The sequence below is a fragment of the Mesorhizobium argentiipisi (SeqCode) genome, from assembly GCF_037179585.1.
In the GTDB taxonomy this organism is placed as follows: domain Bacteria; phylum Pseudomonadota; class Alphaproteobacteria; order Rhizobiales; family Rhizobiaceae; genus Mesorhizobium; species Mesorhizobium argentiipisi.
Genome location: NZ_JAPYKO010000020.1, coordinates 64,413 through 87,488 on the forward strand (window position 1 = coordinate 64,413; position 23,076 = coordinate 87,488).

25 protein-coding genes and 1 tRNA gene are annotated in these 23,076 nt (G+C 65.6%); 8 read left to right on the plus strand and 18 right to left on the minus strand.

All coding sequences use genetic code 11. From position 1 onward, the window contains the following. Window positions 1-85 precede the first annotated feature (85 nt). The 9 genes from O7A05_RS24105 to O7A05_RS24145 form a co-directional block, all read right to left on the minus strand. A tRNA-Leu gene (locus O7A05_RS24105) sits at window positions 86-170 on the minus strand. An 80-nt stretch (window positions 171-250) separates the two neighbouring features. Continuing rightward, entirely contained in the window at window positions 251-871 is a 621-nt protein-coding gene (locus O7A05_RS24110) for a 2,3-bisphosphoglycerate-dependent phosphoglycerate mutase (RefSeq protein WP_337095427.1), read from the minus strand. A gap of 36 nt (window positions 872-907) precedes the next feature. After that, window positions 908-1,729, minus strand: a complete 822-nt coding sequence (gene dapB / locus O7A05_RS24115) for a 4-hydroxy-tetrahydrodipicolinate reductase (RefSeq protein WP_337095428.1) — start codon at window positions 1,727-1,729, stop codon at window positions 908-910. Further along, window positions 1,726-3,597 carry an ABC transporter ATP-binding protein gene (locus O7A05_RS24120; protein ID WP_337095429.1) on the minus strand — a complete coding sequence of 624 codons (1,872 nt, stop codon included), beginning with the start codon at window positions 3,595-3,597 and terminating at the stop codon, window positions 1,726-1,728. Before O7A05_RS24120 ends, dapB begins: the two co-directional genes overlap by 4 nt. Before the next feature lie 134 nt (window positions 3,598-3,731). Then, window positions 3,732-4,751: a glucokinase gene (locus O7A05_RS24125; RefSeq protein ID WP_337095430.1), complete on the minus strand. Its 1,020-nt coding sequence runs from the start codon at window positions 4,749-4,751 to the stop codon at window positions 3,732-3,734. A gap of 152 nt (window positions 4,752-4,903) precedes the next feature. Then, complete coding sequence (gene mepA / locus O7A05_RS24130; protein WP_337095431.1) at window positions 4,904-5,983, minus strand: penicillin-insensitive murein endopeptidase; 1,080 nt, start codon at window positions 5,981-5,983, stop codon at window positions 4,904-4,906. 138 nt (window positions 5,984-6,121) lie between these two features. Further along, complete coding sequence (locus tag O7A05_RS24135) at window positions 6,122-7,024, minus strand: SDR family oxidoreductase (protein WP_337095432.1); 903 nt, start codon at window positions 7,022-7,024, stop codon at window positions 6,122-6,124. Between the two features lie 11 nt (window positions 7,025-7,035). Continuing rightward, window positions 7,036-8,187, minus strand: a complete 1,152-nt coding sequence (gene queG / locus O7A05_RS24140) for a tRNA epoxyqueuosine(34) reductase QueG (RefSeq protein ID WP_337095433.1) — start codon at window positions 8,185-8,187, stop codon at window positions 7,036-7,038. Beyond that, a complete protein-coding gene (locus O7A05_RS24145) occupies window positions 8,168-8,860 on the minus strand; it encodes a glutathione S-transferase family protein (protein ID WP_040986376.1) in 693 nt (230 codons plus the stop codon). Before O7A05_RS24145 ends, queG begins: the two co-directional genes overlap by 20 nt. 160 nt (window positions 8,861-9,020) lie before the next feature. On the opposite strand from O7A05_RS24145, the gene O7A05_RS24150 reads away from it, so the two are divergent. Continuing rightward, window positions 9,021-9,827, plus strand: a complete 807-nt coding sequence (locus tag O7A05_RS24150) for an undecaprenyl-diphosphate phosphatase (protein ID WP_337095434.1) — start codon at window positions 9,021-9,023, stop codon at window positions 9,825-9,827. A 209-nt stretch (window positions 9,828-10,036) separates the two neighbouring features. Here O7A05_RS24150 and O7A05_RS24155 read toward each other — a convergent pair whose 3' ends face one another. Both O7A05_RS24155 and rsmI read right to left on the minus strand, forming a co-directional pair. Continuing rightward, complete coding sequence (locus O7A05_RS24155; RefSeq protein WP_337095435.1) at window positions 10,037-10,414, minus strand: YraN family protein; 378 nt, start codon at window positions 10,412-10,414, stop codon at window positions 10,037-10,039. Then, window positions 10,407-11,336: a 16S rRNA (cytidine(1402)-2'-O)-methyltransferase gene (gene rsmI, locus O7A05_RS24160; RefSeq protein ID WP_415927049.1), complete on the minus strand. Its 930-nt coding sequence runs from the start codon at window positions 11,334-11,336 to the stop codon at window positions 10,407-10,409. The genes O7A05_RS24155 and rsmI overlap by 8 nt, the downstream gene beginning before the upstream one ends. 127 nt (window positions 11,337-11,463) lie before the next feature. Here rsmI and O7A05_RS24165 point away from each other — a divergent pair, with 127 nt between their 5' ends. Beyond that, complete coding sequence (locus O7A05_RS24165) at window positions 11,464-11,652, plus strand: hypothetical protein (protein ID WP_095767932.1); 189 nt, start codon at window positions 11,464-11,466, stop codon at window positions 11,650-11,652. A gap of 211 nt (window positions 11,653-11,863) precedes the next feature. Here O7A05_RS24165 and O7A05_RS24170 read toward each other — a convergent pair whose 3' ends face one another. From O7A05_RS24170 to rph, 6 genes are all read right to left on the minus strand, one after another. After that, complete coding sequence (locus tag O7A05_RS24170) at window positions 11,864-12,184, minus strand: low molecular weight protein tyrosine phosphatase family protein (RefSeq protein WP_337095436.1); 321 nt, start codon at window positions 12,182-12,184, stop codon at window positions 11,864-11,866. Between the two features lie 33 nt (window positions 12,185-12,217). Beyond that, on the minus strand, window positions 12,218-12,538 hold the full coding sequence (locus tag O7A05_RS24175) for a hypothetical protein (RefSeq protein WP_337095437.1): 321 nt from the start codon (window positions 12,536-12,538) through the stop codon (window positions 12,218-12,220). A 95-nt stretch (window positions 12,539-12,633) separates the two neighbouring features. Continuing rightward, window positions 12,634-13,806, minus strand: a complete 1,173-nt coding sequence (gene hemW, locus O7A05_RS24180) for a radical SAM family heme chaperone HemW (protein WP_337095438.1) — start codon at window positions 13,804-13,806, stop codon at window positions 12,634-12,636. After that, window positions 13,803-14,480 carry an RdgB/HAM1 family non-canonical purine NTP pyrophosphatase gene (gene rdgB / locus O7A05_RS24185; RefSeq protein ID WP_337095439.1) on the minus strand — a complete coding sequence of 226 codons (678 nt, stop codon included), beginning with the start codon at window positions 14,478-14,480 and terminating at the stop codon, window positions 13,803-13,805. The genes hemW and rdgB overlap by 4 nt, the downstream gene beginning before the upstream one ends. Next, a complete protein-coding gene (locus O7A05_RS24190) occupies window positions 14,480-14,890 on the minus strand; it encodes a VOC family protein (RefSeq protein WP_337095440.1) in 411 nt (136 codons plus the stop codon). Before O7A05_RS24190 ends, rdgB begins: the two co-directional genes overlap by 1 nt. 193 nt (window positions 14,891-15,083) lie before the next feature. Beyond that, the gene (gene rph, locus O7A05_RS24195; protein ID WP_337095441.1) at window positions 15,084-15,800 is read right to left on the minus strand and encodes a ribonuclease PH; all 717 of its coding nucleotides are present in this window, start codon (window positions 15,798-15,800) and stop codon (window positions 15,084-15,086) included. Between the two features lie 233 nt (window positions 15,801-16,033). Here rph and hrcA point away from each other — a divergent pair, with 233 nt between their 5' ends. The 6 genes from hrcA (at window position 16,034) to O7A05_RS24225 (ending at window position 21,828) form a co-directional block, all read left to right on the plus strand. Beyond that, window positions 16,034-17,131: a heat-inducible transcriptional repressor HrcA gene (gene hrcA / locus O7A05_RS24200; protein WP_337095442.1), complete on the plus strand. Its 1,098-nt coding sequence runs from the start codon at window positions 16,034-16,036 to the stop codon at window positions 17,129-17,131. A gap of 242 nt (window positions 17,132-17,373) precedes the next feature. After that, complete coding sequence (locus O7A05_RS24205) at window positions 17,374-17,571, plus strand: hypothetical protein (RefSeq protein ID WP_337095443.1); 198 nt, start codon at window positions 17,374-17,376, stop codon at window positions 17,569-17,571. Window positions 17,572-17,704: 133 nt separating this feature from the next. Beyond that, window positions 17,705-19,045, plus strand: coding sequence for a PQQ-dependent sugar dehydrogenase (locus O7A05_RS24210; protein ID WP_337095445.1), 1,341 nt, complete (start codon window positions 17,705-17,707; stop codon window positions 19,043-19,045). A 254-nt stretch (window positions 19,046-19,299) separates the two neighbouring features. Next, window positions 19,300-19,917: a LysE family translocator gene (locus tag O7A05_RS24215; protein ID WP_337095446.1), complete on the plus strand. Its 618-nt coding sequence runs from the start codon at window positions 19,300-19,302 to the stop codon at window positions 19,915-19,917. Between the two features lie 190 nt (window positions 19,918-20,107). Next, complete coding sequence (cysK, locus tag O7A05_RS24220; protein WP_337095447.1) at window positions 20,108-21,088, plus strand: cysteine synthase A; 981 nt, start codon at window positions 20,108-20,110, stop codon at window positions 21,086-21,088. 110 nt (window positions 21,089-21,198) lie between these two features. After that, window positions 21,199-21,828: a glutathione S-transferase family protein gene (locus O7A05_RS24225; RefSeq protein WP_337095449.1), complete on the plus strand. Its 630-nt coding sequence runs from the start codon at window positions 21,199-21,201 to the stop codon at window positions 21,826-21,828. On the opposite strand, the gene O7A05_RS24230 is transcribed toward O7A05_RS24225, so the two are convergent. After that, window positions 21,825-23,072 carry an RNA polymerase sigma factor gene (locus O7A05_RS24230; RefSeq protein ID WP_337095450.1) on the minus strand — a complete coding sequence of 416 codons (1,248 nt, stop codon included), beginning with the start codon at window positions 23,070-23,072 and terminating at the stop codon, window positions 21,825-21,827. The genes O7A05_RS24225 and O7A05_RS24230 overlap by 4 nt on opposite strands. Window positions 23,073-23,076 lie beyond the last annotated feature (4 nt).

A 23,076-nucleotide genomic window follows, 5' to 3' on the forward strand; every position in this document is an offset into this window, starting at 1 on the left:
TGTACCTCCGGTGGACCGGAACGTGGACCGGAGGGACGGCCTAAGCCTTGAAATCGTTGAGAAATATGGGTTCCCGAGAGAACCATGGTGCCCAGAAGAGGACTCGAACCTCCACTCCTTGCGGAACACGGACCTGAACCGTGCGCGTCTACCAATTCCGCCATCTGGGCTGGTGGGCGCTCATGTAAGCGGGCGAACGATATGTGTCAACGCGCTTTTTTCGCGGGCCGCCTTGACTGGCCCAACAGGCTCACCCCTCCAACACTTCTTTCTTTGCCACGGTGGAATCGGCGTTGAGCTTGTAGATCACCGGCACGCCGGTGCCGAGCTCGAGCTTGACGATCTCCTCGCCGCTCTTGCCGTCCAGCGCCATGATCAGCGCACGCAGCGAATTGCCGTGCGCGGCGACCAGCACGGTCTCGCCGCGCAGCACATGCGGCTGCACCTCGTGCAGGTAATAGGGCCACACGCGCGCGCCGGTGTCCTTCAGGCTTTCGCCGCCGGGCGGCGCGATGTCGTAGGAGCGGCGCCAGATATGCACCTGCTCCTCGCCCCATTTCTTGCGCGCGTCGTCCTTGTTGAGGCCGGAGAGGTCGCCATAGTCGCGCTCGTTGAGCGCCTGGTCGCGGATCGTCTTCAGCTCGCTCTGGCCGACGATGTCGAGAATGTGCTGGCAGGTCTTCTGCGCCCGCTTCAAGGCAGACGTGTAGGCGATGTCGAATTTCAGGCCGCGCGCCTTGAGCTTCTCGCCGGCCGCGAGCGCTTCCGCCGTGCCCTGGTCGGTCAGGTCGACATCGCGCCAGCCGGTGAACAGGTTCTTCAGGTTCCATTCGCTCTGGCCGTGGCGCACGAGCACGAGAGTTCCCGACATGTTTGCTCCTTCGACATTTTGCAGAAGAGAGACGCCTCAGCTCAAGCCGAGCACGTCCCGCATGGAATAAAGCCCGGGTTTTTTGCCGCGCGCCCAAAGCGCGGCCTTGACGGCGCCGCGGGCGAAGATCGCCCGGTCCTCGGCATGGTGGGAAAGCGTAATGCGCTCGCCGGTGCCCGCAAGGATCACGCTGTGGTCGCCGACCACCGAGCCGCCGCGCAGCGTCGCGAAGCCGATCGAGCCTGTCTTGCGCACGCCAGTATGGCCGTCGCGCACCCGCACGCTGTTGTCGGCAAGATCGATGCCGCGCCCCTTCGCCGCCGCCTCGCCGAGCAGCAGCGCCGTGCCGGACGGCGCGTCGACCTTGTGGCGGTGGTGCATTTCCAGGATCTCGATGTCGAAATCGTCGGCGTCGAGCGCCTTCGCCGCCTGCTCGACCAGCACCGCCAGCAGGTTGACGCCGAGGCTCATATTGCCGGATTTGACGATCGTGGCATGGCGCGCGGCGGCGGCGATCTTCGCATTGTCCTCGGCCGAGCAGCCGGTTGTGCCGATGACATGGACGATGCGCGCCTGCGCGGCATAGCCGGCGAATTCGACGCTTGCCGCGGGAGCGGTGAAATCGAGCACGCCGTCGGCCTTGGCGAAGGCCGGCAGCGGATCGTCGACGATCGGCACCTTGATGATGCCGATGCCGGCAAGCTCACCTGCATCCTTGCCGAGATGGGCCGAATCCGGCCGCTCGATCGCGGCGGCGACGCGCGCGCCGGGCATTGTGTGGATGGCGCGGATCAGCGTCTGGCCCATGCGGCCGGCGGCGCCCACCACCACCAGGCCCATATCGCCGGCTTCACTCATGCGCTTCTCCTGACGGTTTTCTTGGCGCGGCTGCGCGGTGCGGGACTTTGGGCCGAAGTCTGGCTTGCCTTGACGTCGTCGACAAGCCCCAGCCCCTTCTTGCCCTGGATCCGGTGGAAGCGGGCATAGATGCTGTGCGGGTCGGCCATCAGCGAGGCATGCGTGCCTTGTTCGACCAGCCGCCCCTCTTCCAACACGATGATGTGGTCGGCATTGACCACCGTCGAAAGCCGATGCGCGATCACGATCGTCGTGCGCCCTTCCATCACATGGGTCAGCGCTTCCTGGACGCGCGCCTCAGCCTCGTTGTCGAGCGCCGAGGTAGCCTCGTCGAGCAACAGGATGGGCGCGTGTCGCACGATGGCGCGCGCGATCGACACGCGCTGGCGCTGGCCGCCGGAAAGCGTCGAGCCGCCTTCGCCGACCGGCGTGTCGTAGCCTTGCGGCTGCTGGCGGATGAACTCGTCGGCCGCCGCCTGTTTCGCCGCCTGCTCGATCTCGGCGTCGGTGGCCGACAGCCGGCCGTAGCGGATGTTGTCGCGGATCGTGCCTTCGAAGAGATAAGGCGCCTGCGCCACATAGGCGATCGATTGGCGCAGCGAATGCTTCGTAACCTTCGATATATCCTGGCCGTCGACCTCGATCGAGCCCTTGTCGACGTCGTAGAAGCGCTGCAGCAGCGCCACTATCGTCGACTTGCCCGCGCCCGAGGCGCCGACGATGGCCGTGACCTTGCCGGCCGCCGCGGTAAAGCTCAGGTCCCTCAGCACCGGCGTGTCGGCTTTGTAGCCAAAGGTCACATTGTTGAAGCGCACCTCGCCGGTGGTGACCTTCGCCTCGACCGCGCCGGGGGCGTCGCCCTGCTTCGGCTCGAGGTCGAGTAGCTCGTAGATCATGCGCGCATTGACCAGCGCGCGTTCCATGCCGACCTGTGTGCGCGCCAGGCGCCTTGCCGGGTCGTAGGCCATGATCAGCGCGGTGATGAAGGAGAACACCGCGCCCGGCGGTTGTCCAAGCACCAGCGCCCGATAGCCGGAATAGGCCAGCACGGCGGTGATGGCGAGGCCGCCCAGAATCTCGGAAATCGGCGACAGCCGCTCGGCGACGCGGGCGATCTTGTTGTTACGCTGCTCGGCAGCGTCGGCCATGATGCCGATGCGGCGCGCCAGCTCGTCCTCAAGGGTGAAGGCCTTCACGATTGCGATGCCTTGCGTTGCCTCCTGCACCGACCCGTTCAGCCGCGAGTTGATCAGCACCGATTCCCGGTTGATCCGCCGCAGCCGGCGGGTGATGTAGACGACGGCCCAGATCAGCGGCGGCCCGATCAGCAGCGAACTGAGCGACAACACCGGATCCTGGTAGATCATCACGCCGACAAGGGCGACCAGCGAGACCGCGTCGCGGCTGATGGAGGTCAGCGTCAGCGACAGCAGGTCGCGAATGCCGCCGACATTCTCGTTGACCTGCGCCGCCAGCCGGCCGGAACGGGTCTCGTTGAAGAAGTCGACGCCGAGCTTCATCAGATGGTCGAAGCTGCGCTTCTGGTAGCGGGCGACCAGATTGTTGCCGATCCTGGCCAGCGCCACGGCCTGGCCGTAGCCGGCGAAGCCGCGCAGCAGGGAGGCGCCCATGAACCCGGCGCAGATCCAGACGATCATGTCGCTGCGCCGTTCGTAGAAGATCTGGTTGATCATCGGAGCCATGATCCACGCCGTGAAGGCGGTGGTGCCGGAGACGATCAGCAGGCACGCGACGGCAACGACATAGGTCCAGCGGTATTCCCTGCCGTTTTCGGCCAGGATGCGGCGCAGCACCGCGCTCACCTCGGCGGGCTGGACTTTCAGTTTGAGCGAAGTTTGAACAGTCAAATCAGGGGCGCTTCGTGGTTTTCCGCCTGTCGGACGGACCGTATTTCCGGCATCCTCTTAACGCCCCGGCTACGGCTTGCCTATGGCGAAACTTCGTCGCGGCGGCCGGTCGATATCCCGAAACCGGGGCGCGATCAGGCCCGCCAGTGCCGCCCCGCCGTCTGCACGCCGAACAGCGAAGGCGTCCTGGCATAGGCGGCAAGGCCGAGCAGCGCCGCCAGCGGATGGGTGATGACATAAACCGGCATTTCGCGCATCATCGCGCTGTGGGGCGCCTTGTCCTCGAAGGCAGCGCGGAAATTGCCTTCCTTCAGCGCCGGCACGATCTTTTGCGCGATGCCGCCGGTGAGGAACACGCCGCCGCGGCCCATGAACACCAGCGCCAGATCCCCGGCCGTGCGGCCGAGGCAGGTGACGAACAGCTCCAGCGCCTCTTCGGCCACCGCATCGGTTTTGGCGAGCGCGGCCGCTGTGATCTCGGCCGGCGTCGTCAAGGGCGTCGGCTTGCCGTCCGTCCTGGCCACGGCGCGGTAGACGTTGACCAGCCCGCGACCGCACAGGATCTGCTCGCCGGAGATGCGGCCTTCGAGCTTGTCGATATGCGGGAACACCGCGAAGTCGCGCGGCGTGCGCGGGCCGATATCCATATGGCCGCCCTCGCCCGGCACCGGGATCCAGTGATTGAGCGCATAGATCAGCCCGGCGACGCCAAGACCCGTGCCGGGGCCGAGCACGACGCGGCTTGCATGGGGTTCCGGCGTGCCGCCGCCGATCTTTTCCATATGCTCCTCGCCGAGCGCCACCACCGCCAGCGCCTGCGCCTCGAAATCGTTGAGCACGACGACCTCGTCCAGGCCCAGATTGGCGAGCATCTGCCGGGGTTTTACGATCCAGGGGCAGTTGGTGAGCGGGATCTCGTCGCCGTCCACCGGCCCGGCGACCGCCAGCACCGCCGAGTTCGGCCGGATGGACGAACGGTCGAGCACCGCCGCCTGGATCGCCTCGTCGATAGTGTTGAAATTCGCCGTCTGGACGATTTGCGGCTCGGTCGCTTCCGAATTTGCGTCGAGCACGATCGAGAAGCGCGCATTGGTGCCGCCAATGTCGCCGATCAGGACCGGAAACCGCAGTCCCTTCTCGTCTTCGCCTGCCATGCTCTTGATCGTCCTCGTTGTGGCGCCACTGCGCCGTTTCAATCGATTGACTAGCGCATGACCCTGCAAAGGGGAAGCGGGTTCGGCGTCAGGCTTGAACTCCTGGCTCGCCGGCGTCCTCTCCCCTTAAGGGGGGGAGATTACCCAGGGCCTCAGTTCCCCGGCCTTGGCCTTGGCAGCGGGATGCCGATTTTTGGCGTCGGCGCGAAAGCGCTTGCCGCCGCCGGGATCGCGGCGTTGCCGCTCGAGATCGTTTCCGCCGGCTCGATCGGCTGCGGTTCGGCCACGGCGACCGCGGCGCCGCCGCCATGATAGGTCACCGCTTCCAGCGATGGCGCGTCCGGTGCGTTGACCACGTCCTGGCATTGCTTCGGCAGGTTGGCCATCGTCATCAGGTCGCGCGCCTTGGGCGCATCCGGATTCTTGTTCGGCCGCCACGGCTCCTCGGTGAACCACCAGGCAAGCGGCTTGCCGCAGCCGTCGTCGTCCGGTGTCGCTTCCTGCCCCTTGCAGAAGGGCGAGCCCGGCTGGCAGCCGATGCGCATATGGAAATGATAGTCATGGCCCCAGAACGGCCGGATCTTGCGCAGCCAGGAGCGGTCGCCGGTGACGGTGTCGCAGAGTTTCTTCTTGATGCCTGGATTGACCAGGATGCGCTCGACCTCCGGATAGCTCGCCGCACGCTTCAAAAGCCGCGTATGCGCCGGCGTCCACAGCGCGTCCTTCACCAGATGCGTCTTCTCGTCGACCATCAGCGTCGCGCTGATGGTCTCGCGCTGCGCGATGGTCAGCGGCCGCTTCGGCATCGGTGTCAGCCAGATATCGGCGTCGAGCCCGATCTGGTGCGAGGCGTGGCCGGTCATCATCGGTCCGCCGCGCGGCTGCGAGACGTCGCCGACCAGAAGCCCCGGCCAGCCGTCGGCGACCGCGTCGCGCGAAAGCTTTTCGATCAGCGCGATCATCGCCGGATGGCCCCAGCGCCGGTTGCGCGAGGGGCGCATCACTTCCCAGGTCGGGCCGTCCATCGGCAGTGCCACGCCGCCGGTGAAGCAGCCTTTGGAATAGAAGCCGAAGGATTGCGCGGGCGCCACGGCCGGCAGTTTTCGGGCGCCGAACAACTCCTTGGCACGAGGTTCGGCCGAAATGGCGACAGCCGCCAGCGCGGCCAGGGCCAACAACGCCAGGGCGGCGGTCAGGAACGGCTTGCGGTCGGGCAGCGATCGCAAATTCATGAGGCTGGGTCCCTCTCCAGTCTATCCCTTTGCCGCGGTCAGGCGAACCCGGTCAAGGAACGAATCATCCACGCCGCGCGTCCCTCATCGATCAAGGCAATAGAACACGATGTCTCGTCCGACCGCTTCACTCCGGCGTCATCTTCTCATCGGGCTGCGCGGCTCTCCGTCCCGCCAGTTGCCCTCGGCCCACATCCGCTCCAGCGCCACCCGGTAGTTGGGAAACCGGAAGCTGTAGCCGGCCGCCTTGATCGCCTGATTCGCGACGCGCTTGTTCTCGCCATAGAAAGACCGCGCCATGGGCGAAAGTTGGGCGGTCTCGAAGGGAATTTCCGGCGGCGGTGTGACGCCCATCAGCCCGGCGGCGTAAGCCACGACATCCTGCGGCGGCGCCGGCTCGTCATCGGTTACGTTGAAAATGCTGCCGAGATTCTTTTCGGCCAGAAACCAAAGCGCGCCTGCGATGTCGTCGCAATGGATGCGGTTGAACACCTGTCCCGGCTTGACCAGCCGCCTTGCGGTGCCGTCCTCGAGATTGGACAGCGCGTTGCGGCCGGGTCCATAGATCCCGGAAAGCCGCAGGATCGCCACCGGTTTGCCGATCTCTTGGCCAAGCTTAAGCCATTCCTGCTCGGCCGCCACCCGCATCGTCGAACGCTTCGACACCGGCCGGCAGTCGCTGGTCTCGTCCACCCAGGCGCCGCCATGGTCGCCATAGACGCCGACGGTCGAGAGATAGCCGACCCACTCCAACGCCGGCATGTTTGCCCGGATCGTTTCGCCGGCGGCGTTGAGCACCGGGTCGCCGGCCTCGTCCGGCGCGACCGAGACGATGAGATGCGTCGTCTCTGCAAGCGCCTCACCCAGTTCGGCCGATAGTGCGCCGTCGAACTGCAGCGGCTCGATGCCGGCCGATCGCAGCGCCTCGAACTTCTCCGGCGCCCGGGTCGTGCCGGAGACCGCCGCGCGCCGGTCATTGGCCCGCGCGAAAGCCCTGGCCGAATAGCCGGCGCCGAAAATGAAGAAGCGTCTTCCGCTCATCGATAAACCCTTCAATCGGCCTTCGCCGGATTTGCCAGCGCTGCCAACCATTCCTCCCGGACTGCCGCATCGGCCTCGGTTTTCGCGGCGGTTGCGGCAAGGCTGCCAAATTCGCCCTCGGAGAGCAGTCGCGACAGGGCCCAGATTGCCGCACCCCGCACCAGCGGCGAGGCGTCGCCCAGCAGACCGCGCGCGATCGGCGTCAGCGAAGCGTCGCCCGAATTGCCGGCGGCGATCAGCACGTTGCGGACAAAGCGGTCGCGGCCGATGCGCTTGATGGGCGAGCCAGAGAAGAAAGCGCGGAACGCTGCATCGTCGAGCGCGAGCAGCTCCGACAGCGGCGGCTCGCGCAGATCGGCGCGCGCGGCAAGCTTCGCCTCCGAAGCCGCGCTGGCGAACTTGTTCCAGGGGCAGGCGGCCAGGCAATCGTCGCAGCCATAGATGCGGTTGCCGATCGCCTCGCGGAATTCGCGCGGGATCGGCCCCTTGTTCTCGATGGTCAGGTAGGAGATGCAGCGCCGCGCATCGAGCCGGTAAGGCGCCGGGAAAGCATCGGTCGGGCATACGTCGAGACAGGCGCGGCAGGAGCCGCAATGGTCGATCTCAGGCCTGTCCGGCTCCAGCTCGGCCGTGGTGAAGATCGTGCCGAGGAACAGCCACGAGCCATGCGCGCGGCTGACCAGATTGGTGTGCTTGCCCTGCCAGCCGAGCCCCGCGGCTTCCGCCAGCGGCTTTTCCATCACCGGTGCGGTATCGACAAACACCTTCACGTCGCCGCCGGCGCGCGCGACGATCTTGCCGGCGATCTCCTTCAGCCGGCCCTTCATCACGTCGTGATAGTCGCGGTTTTGCGCATAGACCGAGATCGCGCCGCGGTCGGACTTTGCGAGAACATCGCGCGGATCGCGATCCGGGCCGTAATTCATCGCCAGCACGATGATCGAGCGCACCTCCGGCCACAGCGTCGACGGCTCGGCCCGGCGCTCAAGCGTCTCGGCGATCCACGCCATCGAGCCATGGAAACCGTCGGAGACGAATTCGGCCAAGCGCGCGGGCGCCAGCGGGATCGCGTCCGGCCGGGTCACAGCGACGGCCTCGAAACCGGCGCGGCGCGCCTCCGCCTCGATCAGCGCGCGCAGTTTTTCAGAAGTCGAGGTCCGCATAATGCGATACCGGCGACAGGCCGCGCACCCGGTCGGAGAGCAGCGGCCGGAACGACGGCCGTGATTTCACCCGTGTGTACCATTCGCGCGCGGCGCCATGTTCACGCCAGTCGATCTCGCCGAGATAATCGAGCACCGAAAGCGTGGCCGCCGCGGCGAGGTCGGCATAGGTCACCTTGTTGCCGGCCAGCCAATGGCGCGTGCCGGCCAGCCAGTTGGTGTATTTCATGTGCTGTCGGATGTTGGCGCGCGCGGCGCGGATCGCGGCGGAGTCCGGCGAGCCGCCGCCGGCGGTTTCCGGCATGACCGGCTTCAGCACGCGCTCGCGCACCAGATGCCGCGTCACTTCGCTTTCCGCCTTCGCCAGATACCAGTCGGTCAGCCGGCGGATTTCGGCGCGCTGCATAGGGTCCTCGGCGAACAGCCGCTTGTCGCGCTTGAGCACCCCACGAGTCTCGTCAAGATATTCGGCGATCACCATGGCGCCGACGATCGGCACATCGCCTTCAGCGAGCAGGATCGGCAGCGTGCCGGCGGGGTTCAGCGCCAGAAACTCCTTGCGCCGGGTCCACGGCTTTTCCTCGATCAGCGCCAGCTCCTCGCCATACTCGCCGAAAGCGAGGCGCACGAAGCGGCAGGTGGCGAACATGGGATGATGGAAAAGCGTCAGCATGGTTCCGCGATGAAAAGGCGCACTGGCGAATCGGTGTCAGCGCCGATAAGTCTTGGCCGCCCGATTCCAGGGACTGTCATGGTGTTGCGACCTATAGGGGGACTTCCGCCCCATGACAAGCAAGCCCTTCCCTTAGCCGTCATTCAAAGCAGAGGTTGCCATGGAAAGCCAGACCATCGTCGAAGCGCTGCTGCTTGGGTTGCTGGAGGGCCTGACCGAGTTCATCCCGGTGTCCTCGACCGGCCACATCCTGCTTGCCGGCCATTTCCTCGGTTTCCATTCCACCGGCAAGGCCTTCGAGATCCTGATCCAGCTCGGCGCGATCCTGGCGATCCTCAGCGTCTATTTCAGCAAGCTCTGGCAGATGCTGATCAAGCTGCCCAGCGACCCGCAGACCCGGCATTTCGTCATCGGCATCCTGATTGCCTTCCTGCCGGCCGCGGTCGTCGGCGCGCTGGCGCATGATCTCATCAAGACCATCCTGTTCGAATCGCCCCGGCTGATCTGCATCATGCTGATCATCGGCGGGGTGGTGCTGCTTATCGTCGACCGCATTACCTTCAAGCCGCGCTTCCATGATGTCGAGCGCTTCCCGTTGAGCGTTTATCTCAAGATCGGCCTGTTCCAGTGCCTGTCGCTGATCCCCGGCACCTCGCGCTCCGGCTCGACCATCGTCGGCGCGCTGCTGATGGGCGTCGACAAGCGCGCGGCGGCCGAATTCTCCTTCTTCCTCGCAATGCCCACCATGGTCGGCGCCTTCGCCTTCGATCTTTTCAAGAACCGCAACGTGCTGACCTCGGCCGATTTGCCGATCATCGCCATCGGCTTCGTCGCCGCCTTCGTCACCGCTTTGTTCGTGGTGCGCTTCCTGCTCGATTACGTCTCGCGCAACGGCTACGCGCTGTTCGGCTGGTGGCGGCTTCTAGTGGGGGGCGTTGGGCTGGTGGCGCTATTCATTTGGGGGTGAGAGCCCACCCCTAGGGAATGGCAATTACATACGGCGCTCGCCCTCACCCAGCCTCCGCTTCGCTCGGCTGACCTCTCCCCGAGGGGAGAGGAGATTGCCGGCGCCGCGCCAATCTCTTCTCCCCTCGGGGAGAAGGTGGCCGCGAAGCGGCCGGATGAGGGGGCCAGCGCTGTCGTATACGATTGTCCTGCCTTGTAGGAGGGTGAGCCTCAATTCCGTCCATAAAACGCGTTCTCGACATGCACCGGCCAGCGCCAGGGCAGCACGGCCACCATGTCGAAACGCATCGACAGCCGGCCGTAATCCGGCTGGCGCGACAGCCACAAATCCGCGGCGCCCTCGATGCGGCGTTCCGATTCACGGCCGATCGCTTCCATCGCCTCGATCAATGTCCGCCGCGCCTTGACCTCGACGAACAGCACGAGGTCGCCGCGCCGGGCGATGAGGTCGATCTCGCCGAGCCTGGTGCGGTGGCGGCGCGCTAGAATCCGGTAGCCCTTTATCATCAGCGCCAACGCCGCCAGCCACTCGCCGCGATGGCCGCGCCGATAGGCTTTTCGGCGATGGCCGATCGAACGCTCAGCCACCGCCGTCCGCCTTGAGCTCGATAAGCCGGCGGTAAAGCGCCTGTTTCTGCCCGCCGGTCATCTTCGCCGCTTCCGCTGCAGCTTTCGAGGCCGGCATTTCGGCAGCAAGCGAGAGCAGGAGGCGGTCGATGTCGGCCGGCTCGTCCTCCGCCGCTTCGGGCGGGCCGACACAGATGACGATCTCGCCTTTCGGCGTGTCTGCCGCGGCATAATGGTCGGCAAGCTCGGCCAGTGTGCCGGTGCGCATCTCCTCGAAGGCCTTGGTCAGCTCGCGGCCGATCGCGGCCTGGCGGCTGCCGCCCAATGCCTCGACCATGGCGCCGAGCGTCTCTGCCAGACGGCGCGGCGATTCGAAGAAGATCAGTGTCGCCGGCACCTGTTTGAAGGTCTCCAGCTTGGTCAGCCGCTGCCCGGTCTTCACGGGCAGGAACCCGGCGAACAGGAAGGCATCGGAAGGCAGGCCCGACGCGGTCAGCGCTGCAAGCGCGGCCGAAGGTCCGGGGATCGGCACCACACGAATGCCGCGCTCCAACGCTTCGCCGACCAGCCGGTAGCCGGGATCGGAGACCAAAGGCGTGCCGGCGTCCGAGATCAGCGCCACGCTCTGCCCGGCCGCCAGCGCTTCGATCAGCTTCGGCCCGGCCTCACTCGCATTGTGCTCGTGATAAGCAGTCGTGCGGCGGCGGATGCCGTAGCGTTCGAGCAGCACGCGCGAGACGCGCGTGTCCTCGCAGGCGACGATATCAGCAGCCGCCAGCGTCTCCAGCGCGCGCAGCGTGATGTCGGCCAGATTGCCGATCGGCGTCGCCACCAGATAGAGCGCCGGCTGAAGCGGCCGCGCCGCGATCTCGCTCTGTCCGATCAGATAGCTGCGTTTGTCGCCGGTCACCGAATGCCCCTCATAGTCCGCCCTGTTTCGCATGGCTGACGCCCCGTTGCAAAACGTGAGGTCGAGGTAAGGAAATCGCCTTGCCTTTGCCACAGTGCGGAACGAAACCCACATCGGCGAATTTAACCCCTGATTCCCCGGGAGGAGGCAGGACCGAACGATGCCCAATCGCTTCGATATTTTTATCAGCCGACTTGAAAGCAAGACCGCCCGCGAGGGCATTCCTCCACACCCCATCGCCGCCGAGTCCGGCGCGCGCCGCGACAAGGCCGACCAGAAGCCTGTCCGTCACGGCGAGGCGCATGGCGAGAAGCACCGCGGCAAGCACCGCCAGAAGCACGACGCTTGAACCAACTGGCAACCTTTGCGACCTCGCGCCTCGTCATTCCAGGGCGGAGCAAAGAGCGAAGCGACGCGCGAAGACCCTGGAATCCATGCCGTTACACCGAAGCGCCACCCACGGTGCAGAATTCTGCACCGCCGCGCCCTTCGTGCGAGGTCACGGCATGGATTCTCGGGTCAAGCCCGAGAATGACGAACGCCACGCGGAGCGCCACATCTCAGAGATATCTGCCGGCCCTCACTTCCAGCAGCCGTACCAGTTGCGGGTCCATGAAGTCGTAGTCATCCGGAATATCGAGGCAGATCACCCTGGCGCCCTTCAGGCTCGACCGGAATCTCTTCTGCAGCTTGGCGCGGTGTGCCTTTTCCATGACGAGGATGATGTCCGCCCAGGCGACCAGCTCATGCGTCAACGGATTGTCGGCGTCGTGATTGGTGCCGGCTGATTCCACCTCGATGTCGCGGCGTTTGGAAAACACCTGCTCGGCCGTCGGACTGCGCAGCCGGTTCTGGCTGCAGACGAAAAGCACGTTCTTCAAAGCTAGCAGATATTCCTATGGAGGGAACCAGCGCTACTCGTCCATAATCTCGCGTATTGATTTCGTAAGCGGTATGTACTGATCCAGAGTAAGTCCGTTCAAGTCGAATTCTATCGAATCGTCTTTTGCGATTGTCCTTAAATTTATCCCGACATAAGTCATGAAGCTGCGCACGACGTCAAACTCGCTCAAGCCCGATGTTTTGTGTTTCTTCGATTTCTGGTTTCTGCTGAATACGGTCACTGCTTCATAGAAGTCGGGATGCGCACGGGATTTCGAAATCTCGGTCAATCCAAACTCAAAAACGTCATCCGTGTTTAAAGTTCGCAGCGTCTCATGAATCAGGAACTTCATTGCAGGTCCCATTGGATGCGTGGAAATGGCATTCGGCTAGGGCAGGCCGATATCTAACATCATCGGGCAGACTGACAAACCAGTTGGCTGCTGCTCTACCGCGCCAAATCCGCCACCACCGCATCCAGCACGATCATGCCGGCGGTCGTGGCGCGCAGGCGGGCGTTGCCGACCGGCGCCACCAGCCCTTCTTCCTGCAGCACCGAAAGTCGCGAACTCGACAGGCCGCGACCCGAGAGCGCCTCATAGCGCTGCAGGTCAATGCCTTCGGCAAGCCGCAGGCCCATCAGCAGGAACTCGTCGGCTTCTTCCGCGCGCGTCAGGATCTCGCCGCCGGTGACGCCATTGCCCTTGGCCTCGACCAGATTGGCCCAGGTCTCCGGCATCCTTTCCGCTATCGTCACCGTGCGGCGGCCGTTCTCGACGAAGCGGCCATGCGCGCCGGGGCCGACGCCGACATATTCGCCGTAGCGCCAATAGGTCAGATTGTGCCGGCTCTCGGCGCCCGGCCGGGCGTGGTTGGAGATCTCATACGCCGGCAGGCCATGCGCCGCCGTCACCTCCTGCGTCAGCGCGTAGAGGTCGGCTGCATGATCGTTGTCGGGCAGCGTGAATTTGCGCGCAGCGTAAAGCGCGTGGAAGGGCGTGCCCTCCTCGATGGTGAGCTGATAGAGCGACAGGTGGTCGACGGCATAGCCGATCGCCTGCTCCAGCTCCGACCCCCATGCTTCCGGCGTCTGGCCGGGCCGCGCATAGATCAGGTCGAAGGAGAGGCGGGGAAAAATTTCGCGCGCGAGGCCGATGGCGTGCAGGGCCTCCTCGACATTGTGCAGCCGGCCGAGGAAGCGCAGATCCTTGTCGTTCAGGGCCTGCACGCCGAGCGAGACGCGGTTGACGCCGGCGGCGCGATAGCCGCGGAAGCGCTCGGCCTCGACCGAGGACGGGTTGGCCTCCAGCGTCACCTCGATGCCGGCCGGCACCGTCCAGTTCCTCGCCACGGCCTCCAGGACGGCGGCCACCGTTTCCGGCTTCATCAGTGACGGCGTGCCGCCGCCGAGGAAGATGCTGGTCACCTCGCGCGGCCCGGTGCGGTCGCGCATGGTCTTGAGCTCCGTCTCGAAGGCGCGCGCAAAACGCTCCTGGTCGACCGGCTGGTGGCGGACATGGCTGTTGAAGTCGCAGTAAGGGCACTTGGCCGCGCAGAACGGCCAGTGGATATAGACGCCGAAGCCGGGGCTGCGGTCGAGCGGGATGGTGACCGCGCTCATGCCGATCCTAGCCTAGCCAAGTCCAGACGCCCCAAATCCAATCGCGCTTGCGCGAATTTCTGGAAAGCGCGGGCGCGGTGCGACAGCGCCGTCGCCTGGCCGGGCTTCCAGCCATGCTTTTCTTCCGCGCTCATCTCGCCAAAAGTCCTGTCGAAACCGTTGGGCAGGAACACCGGATCGTAGCCGAAACCGAGCGTGCCGCGCGGCGGCCACACCAGCGTACCTTCGGCCTCGCCGCGATAATATTCGGCCTCGCCATCCGGGAACGCGAGGCAGATGACGGCGACGAAGCGGCCGGTGCGCTGCGAAGGCTCGGTCGCGCCGACGTCCTGCAGCGCGGTCTCGGTCTTCTGCATGGCCATGCCGAAATCCCTGCTGCCGTCGGGCTTCTCGGCCCAGTTGGCGGTATAGACACCGGGCGCGCCGTCGAGCGCGTCGACGCAGAGCCCGGAATCATCGGAAAGCGCCGGCAGGCCGGTCGTCTTGGCGGCGGCATATGCCTTGATATAGGCGTTCTCCTCGAACGTGGTGCCGGTCTCGTCCGGCTCGGGCAGGCCGTAGTCCTTGGCCGATTTCGCTTCGAAGCCGAACGGCGCCATCAGGTCGGCGAATTCGCGCAGCTTGCCTTCATTGTGGCTGGCGACGACGATCTTCTTTCCGTTAAGCGAATGCATCAGAAACCCCAGATCCTTGGCTCGGCGAACTCGATCGAATTGCCGGACGGGTCACGGATATAGATCGAGTGCCCGCCCTGCGGCCATTCGAAATCGCTTTCGATGGCGATGTTGTTCGCGGCGAGATGCTTGCGCCATGCGGCGATTTCATCGGCGGTTGCCGCAAAGCAGAGGTGCCCTTCGCCGGCCGTGCCGTGCGGCGGCACCTTCAGCCGCGCGTCCGGCGCCGGCGGGATTTTCGTCGCCTCGGCGTTGAAGAGAAGCAATACGCCGTCGCCGCAGCGGAAGAAGACATGCCGGCCCTCGACCTTGCCCAGCGCATCGAGGCCGATGATGTCGCGGTAGAAGGCTTCGGCGGCCTTGAGATCATTCACATACAGCGCTGATTCCAAGATTGCTGAGGGAGTCAAGAGGCACCCCCCTCTGGCCTGCCGGCCATCTCCCCCGCAAGGGGGGAGATTGGCAGCCCCGCCGCCGCCGCAAACCTTTCAGCGTTGGAGATTGGCGAAGGCCGAGACAACACCTGATCTCCCCCCTTGCGGGGGAGATGGCCGGCAGGCCAGAGGGGGGTGTGAAGGATCGCCGACCTCATCGCATTCAACGTCAGGCCACCGCCATCTGCTGCAGGCTCACCAGGCGCTGGATGCCCTTCTTCGCGAGTCCCATCAGCGCCGCGAACTGCTCTTCGGAAAACGGCTCACCCTCGGCCGTACCCTGGATCTCGACGATGCCGCCCTTGCCGGTCATGACGAAATTGGCGTCGGTGCCGGCCGAGGAATCTTCGAGGTAGTCGAGATCGATGACCGGCTGGCCGTCATGGATGCCGCAGGAAATCGCCGCGACATGGTCCTTGAGCACCTTGGCGACGCTCACCATCTGGCGCGCTTCCATCCAGCGCAGGCAATCATAGAGCGCCACCCAGCCGCCGGTGATCGAGGCCGTGCGCGTGCCGCCATCGGCCTGGATCACGTCGCAATCGACGGTGATCTGCTGTTCGCCCAGCGCCTGCAGGTCGACAACGGCGCGCAGCGAACGGCCGATCAGCCGCTGGATCTCCAGCGTGCGGCCACCCTGCTTGCCGGCGGAGGCCTCGCGCCGCATGCGCTCGCCGGTCGAGCGCGGCAGCATGCCGTATTCGGCTGTCACCCAGCCCTTGCCGGAATTGCGCATCCAGGCCGGCACCTTTTCCTCCAGGCTCGCCGTGCACAAGACATGCGTGTCGCCGAACTTCACCAGGCACGAACCTTCGGCATGCTTGGAGACGCCGCGCTCGAAGGAGATGGCGCGCATTTCGTCGGCTTGGCGTTTGGAGGGGCGCATCGAGGCTCTTTCTGTTCTTTCCCAGATTCGTCGGCGGCTTGTAGACGCATGCGCAGCATGGCGCAAAGGAAAACGCGGTCGCAAAGGAAAACCGGCTGGGTAACCGCGAACGCGGCACCGTGACCGCAAATGCGGCACGTGACCGCAAATGCGGCACGTGACCGCGAATGCGGCACCGGGTTGCGCCGCTGTGGCTTAAGTCTATATCTTTCGGCAGGAGGTTTCTCGCCGGAATGAACAAACCAGTCGATCCGACGTCGCAGTCGCCCGGGCCTCAGTCGCCCGTACTTCAGTCACTCGACATGCGCTCGCGCGATATTTTCCGGCGGATCGTCGATTCCTACCTGCGCGACGGCGAGCCGGTCGGCTCGCGCAGCCTGTCGCGCATCCTGCCCTCGTCTCTGTCGCCGGCCACCATCCGCAACGTGATGAGCGACCTCGAGCATCTGGGCCTGATCTACGCGCCGCATGTGTCCGCCGGGCGGCTGCCGACTCAGACAGGCCTGCGCTTCTTCGTCGACGCCTTCATGGAGCTCGGCGACCTTTCCGACGACGAGCGCCGCACCATCGAGGCGCAGGTGCGCGCCTCGGGCTCGGGCGCGACGCTGGAGCATATGCTGACCGAGGCCAGCCAGATGCTGTCCGGCATGTCGCGGGGCGCCGGCCTCGTGCTCGCCTCCAAGCACGAGGTGGCGCTGAAGCACATCGAATTCATCCAGCTCGAGCCCACCAAGGCGCTTGCCGTGCTGGTGTCGCAGAACGGCGACGTCGAGAACCGCGTCGTCGAGCTGCCGGCCGGCATCACCGTGTCGCAGCTGCATGAGGCGTCCAATTTCCTCAACGCCCACATCCGCGGCCGCACCCTGGCCGAGGCGCGCGTCGAGATCGCTCGCATCAAGGAGGAGACCAGGGCGGCCCTCGACACGCTATCGCAGGATCTGGTCGAGAAGGGCCTCGCGGTCTGGGCCGGCGCCGAAAGTGGGCTGCCGGCGCGTCTCATCGTGCGCGGCCGCGCCAATCTCCTGGAAAACGTCACCGCCCAGGCCGATCTCGAATTGCTGCGTCATCTGTTCGAGGACCTCGAAACGCAGGACGGGCTGCTGCAGCTCCTCGACCTTGCCGAGGAGGGGCCGGGCGTGCGCATCTTCATCGGCTCGGAGAACAAGCTGTTTTCACTGTCCGGCTCGTCGCTGGTCGTCGCCCCCTATCGCGACAAGGACGCCCGCGTCGTCGGCGCGCTTGGCGTCATCGGGCCGACGCGCCTGAACTACGCCCGCATCGTGCCGATGGTCGACTATACGGCGCAGCTGATTTCGCGCATGCTGCGCTAAAGTGCGGCGAGATTCAGGTGAGACCGGCCTGCAAACGGCAGCTTCCTGCGCTTCCGGCCTTCGCCGGCCGAAGCGCTTGTGAGTGGCGCGGCAGCTTGGTTAAGGCTACGGTCGGCATAGGCCGGTGCTCACGTACTTGAAGTACGCTCCGCTCCGGTTCTCGGAAGCTACCATTTTCGGCGCGGCCTGACCTGAATCTCGCCGCCCCTAGGGTTCGCGGCAGCTGCAGAGGGAGAACAAATATGGCGCTGGAAGCAATCAAGGCCCAGATCGACCTCCTGCTTCAGGAAATGATCAACCAGCCCGAGGACGAGCACGAGATCCAGGAGCAGCTGCGCGAGAAATTAAGGGAAATGCGCGCCATGGGCCTGCCCTTACCGATGGACCTCGTCGAGTTGGAAAAGCGCCTCGACGACGATTTGGATGCCGAAGAGGCCTGAGGCCGGCGCTCCGTCAAATCGGCTTGCGCACGCTTCTCTTTTCGATCGTTTGCCCCAATATGTCCTGTCTGCGGGCGCCTTATCGAGTGAGGCGCCCGCAGACGGGACATGTTGACAGACGACGGAGAACAGCATGATGCGGATCGCCGGCCTTGCGGGCTTCGCGCTGGTTTTAGCCACGGGTGCCTTTGGGCAGCAGGCGGATCAGCCCTTGCTCAGCGGCGAAAAGGCCTTCGGCGACTGGAAGGCCGACCGACCGGGCGTGCGCAGGCTGCTGAAGCCCGAGGATTTGCCGAAGCCCGATGTGACGGAATCCGCTTCGAACGGCGGCGGCGTCACCGATCGCCCCGAGGATGCGAAGCCGAAACTTCCGCCCGGTTTCTCCGCCGAGCTCGTCGCTTCCGGCATCGACAGCCCCCGTGTCGTGCGCGTGGCGCCGAACGGCGATCTCTTCGTCGCCGACAGCCGGGCGAACCAGGTTCGCGTCTATCGCCTCGCGGAAGGCAGCGCGAAGCCCGCGCAGAAGTCGATCTTCGCCAACGGGCTGACGCGGCCCTACGGCATCGCCTTCTATCCGCCGGGCGGCAAGCCGCAATGGGTCTATATCGCCAACAGCAACAGCGTCGTCCGCTTCCCCTATCGCGACGGCGACCTGGAAGCGTCGGGCAAGCCGGAAACCATCGTGGCCAAGGTCCCCGCCAGCCACCATTGGACGCGCGACATCACCTTCTCGCCCGACGGCAAGACGCTCTATCTGTCGGTCGGCTCCGGCTCCAACATCGCCGAGGATATGGGGGCGAAGCCGAAGGGCGGCGTCGAGGAATGGGCGAAATCGCAGCCGCTCGGCGAGGCCTGGGGCGCGGAACAGGGCCGCGCCGACGTGCTGGCCTTCGACCCCGACGGCAACAACCGCAGGACGATCGCTACCGGCCTGCGCAATTGCTCCGGCATGACCGTGCAGCCGGCGATAGGCGCGCTCTGGTGCGTCGTCAACGAGCGCGACGAGCTTGGCGACAACACCCCCTTCGAATACGCGACCGCCGTGAAGGAAGGCGCCTTCTATGGCTGGCCCTGGTATTACATCGGCGACAATGAGGACCCGCGCCACAAGGGCGCGCGCCCCGATCTCGCCGGCAAGGTCACGGTTCCGGATGTGCTGATACAGGCGCATTCGGCGCCGCTCAACATCGCCTTCTACGACGGCGGGAATTTTCCGGCTGATTATAAGGGCGACGCCTTCGTCACGCTGCACGGCTCGTGGAACCGCAATGTCCGCACCGGCTACAAGGTGGTGCGGCTGAGATTCAAGGACGGCAAGCCGACCGGCGAATACGACGACTTCGCAACCGGCTTTGTCATATCCGACGACGCGGTCTGGGGCCGGCCGGTCGGCGTCGCCGTCGCCAGGGACGGCGCGCTGATCCTGACCGAGGACGGCAACGGCACGATCTGGCGTATTACGCATGGTGGGTAGCTCCCGGTCGAGCTGTAGCGGGCTCCCCCTCACCCGGATTGCCAACCGAATTGCGAAGGGCAATTCGGGCAATCCGACCTCTCCCCAAGGGGAGAGGAGCAGGTAAGCGCCGGCGCCAATCTCTTCTCCCCTCGGGGAGAAGGTGGCCGCGAAGCGGCCGGATGAGGGGGCTGGCGCAAACGAATCCGGCCTTAGCGATTTCATTCCCGTTCGATTTCGTGCGACAAGCGCATCCCTATCTCGGGATTGCAACCATGACACTCACCGGATTCCTCGCTTACAGCGCCGCCCTCGGCGTCGCCGCCGCCATTCCGGGCCCCGGCGTCACGGCGCTTGTCGCCCGCGCGCTCGGCTCCGGCTTCCGTTCCTCGCTCGCCATGTCGTTCGGCCTGATGCTCGGCGACCTCACCTATCTCACCGCCGTGGTGCTCGGGCTCGCCTTCGTCGCCCAGACCTTCGCCGTGGTCTTCCTCGCCATAAAATGGGCCGGCGTTGCCTATCTTGCTTTCCTCGCCTGGCGCTTCTGGACCAGCGGCATCACGCCCGAAAACATCGAGGCGCGAAAGGCCAAGGGCGGGCTGGTGTCGAGCTTCATCGCCGGACTGACGGTGACACTCGGCAATCCCAAGACGATGATCTTCTATCTCGCCATCACGCCGACCATCGTCGACCTGAAGACGATCACGCTCGCCGACTACGCCATCCTTGCGATCCTCACCGTGGTGGTTCTGTTCGTGGTGCTGGTGCCTTATCTGGCGCTGGCGGCCAAGGCGCGCTGGTTCCTGAAATCGCCGCGCGCGCTGAAGGTGCTGAACCGCACCGCCGCCGGCTTCATGATGGGCGCGGCTGCCGCTATAGCCGCGCGTCAATAGGTTCCAATCTCAACCGATCCCGGATTCGGCCAAACTATTCCTGAAACGCGTGGTGGCGGAAAATGCATTTCCGGTCGCGAACGCTTTTGAGCAACCGCCCCACTCGGATATTTTCCAGCCTCAGCCTATCTTGCGCGGCTGAAAGCCCTATTCTGTTTTGCCTATAGCCATTGCCTTGGGAGCGAAACCAATGAACAAGCCCGTCACCTCCGCGCGCATGCCCGGCCGCGGCCGCGTCTTCAACTCGATCACGGAGACGATTGGCGACACGCCGCTGGTCAGGCTGGACAAATTTGCGAAGGAGAAGGGCATCGTCGCCAACCTTCTGGCCAAGCTCGAATTCTTCAACCCGATCGCCTCCGTCAAGGACCGTATCGGCGTCGCCATGATCGAGGCGCTGGAGGAAGCCGGCAAGATTTCGCCCGGCAAGACCACGCTGATCGAGCCGACCTCCGGCAACACCGGCATCGCGCTTGCCTTCGCAGCCGCCGCCAAGGGTTACAAGCTGATCCTCACCATGCCGGAGACGATGTCGGTCGAGCGCCGCAAGATGCTGGCGCTGCTCGGCGCCGAGCTGGTGCTGACCGAAGGCCCGAAAGGCATGAAGGGCGCCATCGCCAAGGCCGACGAGCTCGCCGCCACGCTGCCCAACGCCATCATCCCGCAGCAGTTCGAGAATCCGGCCAATCCGGAAATCCACCGTCGCACCACGGCCGAGGAAATCTGGAACGACACCAATGGCGAGGTCGACATCTTCGTCGCCGGCATCGGCACGGGCGGCACCATCACCGGCGTCGGCCAGGTGCTGAAGAAGCGCAAGCCTTCGCTGCACGTCGTGGCGGTCGAGCCAGAAGCCTCGCCGGTTCTATCGGGCGGCCAGCCCGGCCCGCACAAGATCCAGGGCATCGGCGCCGGCTTCGCGCCCAAAATCCTCGACACCTCGATCTATGACGAGGTCGTCAGGGTCTCGAACGAGGATTCGGTCGCTAATGCGCGTCTTGTCGCCCGGCTCGAAGGCGTGCCGGTCGGCATCTCGTCGGGCGCCGCGCTCCAGGCCGCTATCGTCGTCGGCTCGCGACCGGAGAACAAGGGCAAGACCCTCGTCGTCGTCATCCCCTCCTTCGCCGAGCGCTATCTCTCGACCATCCTGTTCGACGGGCTGGGCGCCTGAACGGACTGGACCGCTGAAAAGGCGCCGGTGGCATTCGTCGGCGGCTTGAGGCAGGCGCCGCTTCCGGCTCAAATCGCCGCCGGCCCCAATCGGCCGGTGGGAGGATATTCATGTACAAGCTCTATACACGCCCAAACAGCGGCGGCTTCGTCGCCGAGGCCGCGCTTGCCATGGCCGGCGTCCCCTTCGAGCAGATCGACGTGCCCAAGAAGGATCCGCCCGATCCGGCCTTCCTCGCCATCAGCGCTTTGAACCAAGTGCCCGTGCTGACGCTGCCGGACGGTCATTCGCTGACCGAATCGGCGGCGATCTGCATTCTGCTTGCCGAACGCCACCCTGAAGCCGGTCTTGCGCCCCAAGCGGGCTCGCCCGCCCGCGCCGATTTCCTGCGCTGGATGGCTTTCATGTCGTCGGTGCTCTACCCGGCGGTGCTGCGGCTCTATTACGCCCATCGCTACACCACCGACGGCGAAGGCCTGCAGCCTGTTAAGCAGGCGGCGGTCGCCGAGATGGATCGCGGATTTGCCATTCTCGACCAGGCTTTGGCCGGCCGCGACTGGCTGGCCGGCGAGACGCTGTCGCTGGCGGACATCTACCTCGTCATGCTGGTGGCTTGGCACCCCGAGGTCCAGAAGGCGCACGGCGCCTGGCCGAACATCGAACGCCTGTGGGCAAGGCTGCGCGAGAATGAGCTGATGCGCAAGCTGAACGCATCGCACGAGATGTGGCCCGAAAGCTAATTCCTGACGAGCTTCGCCTTCTCGCCCTGCAGGAAACGCCGCAGCGCGGCGTCGCGCTCGAGGCCGATCGCCCGGTCGTAGGACTGGGCCGCCTGCTTGATATTGCCGAGCCTGGCCAACAGCCCGGCGCGTGCGGCCCAATAGGGCTGATAATCCTGCAGCCGCTTGTCGTCGCCCAGCACGTAAAGCGCCGCCAGGCCGGCCGTGGCGCCCTCGGTTTCGGCGATCGCCACCGCGCGGTTGATCGCCACCACCGGCGAGCCGGCCACGGCAAGAAGCGCATCGTAAAGCTGACGGATCGCCGCCCAGTCGGTGCCGCTGCCGCGCCGGCGCGCCGTATGGGCGGACTGCACGGCGGCCTCCAGCTGGTAGCGGCCGATGATGCCCCTGTGCGCGGCGCGCACCAGCAAGGCCTCCGCCTCGTCGATCAGGCGGTCGTCCCAGAGCGCGATATCCTGCTCGGCTAAAGGCACGAAATCCCCCTCCGGGCCGCGCCTCGCCGAGCGGCGCGCCTCGGCGAACAGCATCAGCGCCAGCAGTCCCAGCGCCTCCGGCTCATCCGGCATCAGCGAGGCGACCAGCCGTCCAAGCCAGATGCCTTCGGTCGCGAGATTGCGCCGCCGGCTGTCCGTGCCGATCGGATCCGACCAGCCTTCGGCGAAGGTGGCGTAGATCGCTTCCAGCACCGCGCCCAGCCGCTCGCCCAGTTCCGCCTGCTCCGGCACGCGAAACGGAATCCCGGTCTCGCGGATGCGCGCCTTGGCCCGCACCAACCGCTGGCCCATCGTCGCCGGCGAAACCAGGAAGGCCGAGGCGATCGTCGCGGCGTCGAAACCGAGGATGGTCTGCAGGATCAGCGGCGCACGCACGCTGGCCTCGATCGCCGGATGGGCGCAGGCGAACATCAGCCGCAACCGATCGTCGGGCAGATCTTCGCCCCGCACGCGCTCCTCCATCTCTTCGGCGATCAGCTTCAGGTGGTCGCGCGCCGCCTCGCCGGTCAGCCGCCGCCGCACGGCGTCAACGTCGCGCCGGCGCGCCACGGACAGAAGCCAGGCTTCCGGCTGCGCCGGCACGCCGGTTCGCGGCCAGCGTTCGAGCGCGGCGGCGAAAGCATCGGCCAGCGCGTCCTCGGCGCCGGCGACGTCGCGCGTACGCGCCGCGAGCCAGGCCACTAGTTTGCCGTAGCTGCGCCGGGCGGCCGCCTCGGCCGCCGCCCGCGCGATCTCGGAACGATCATCCATCGCG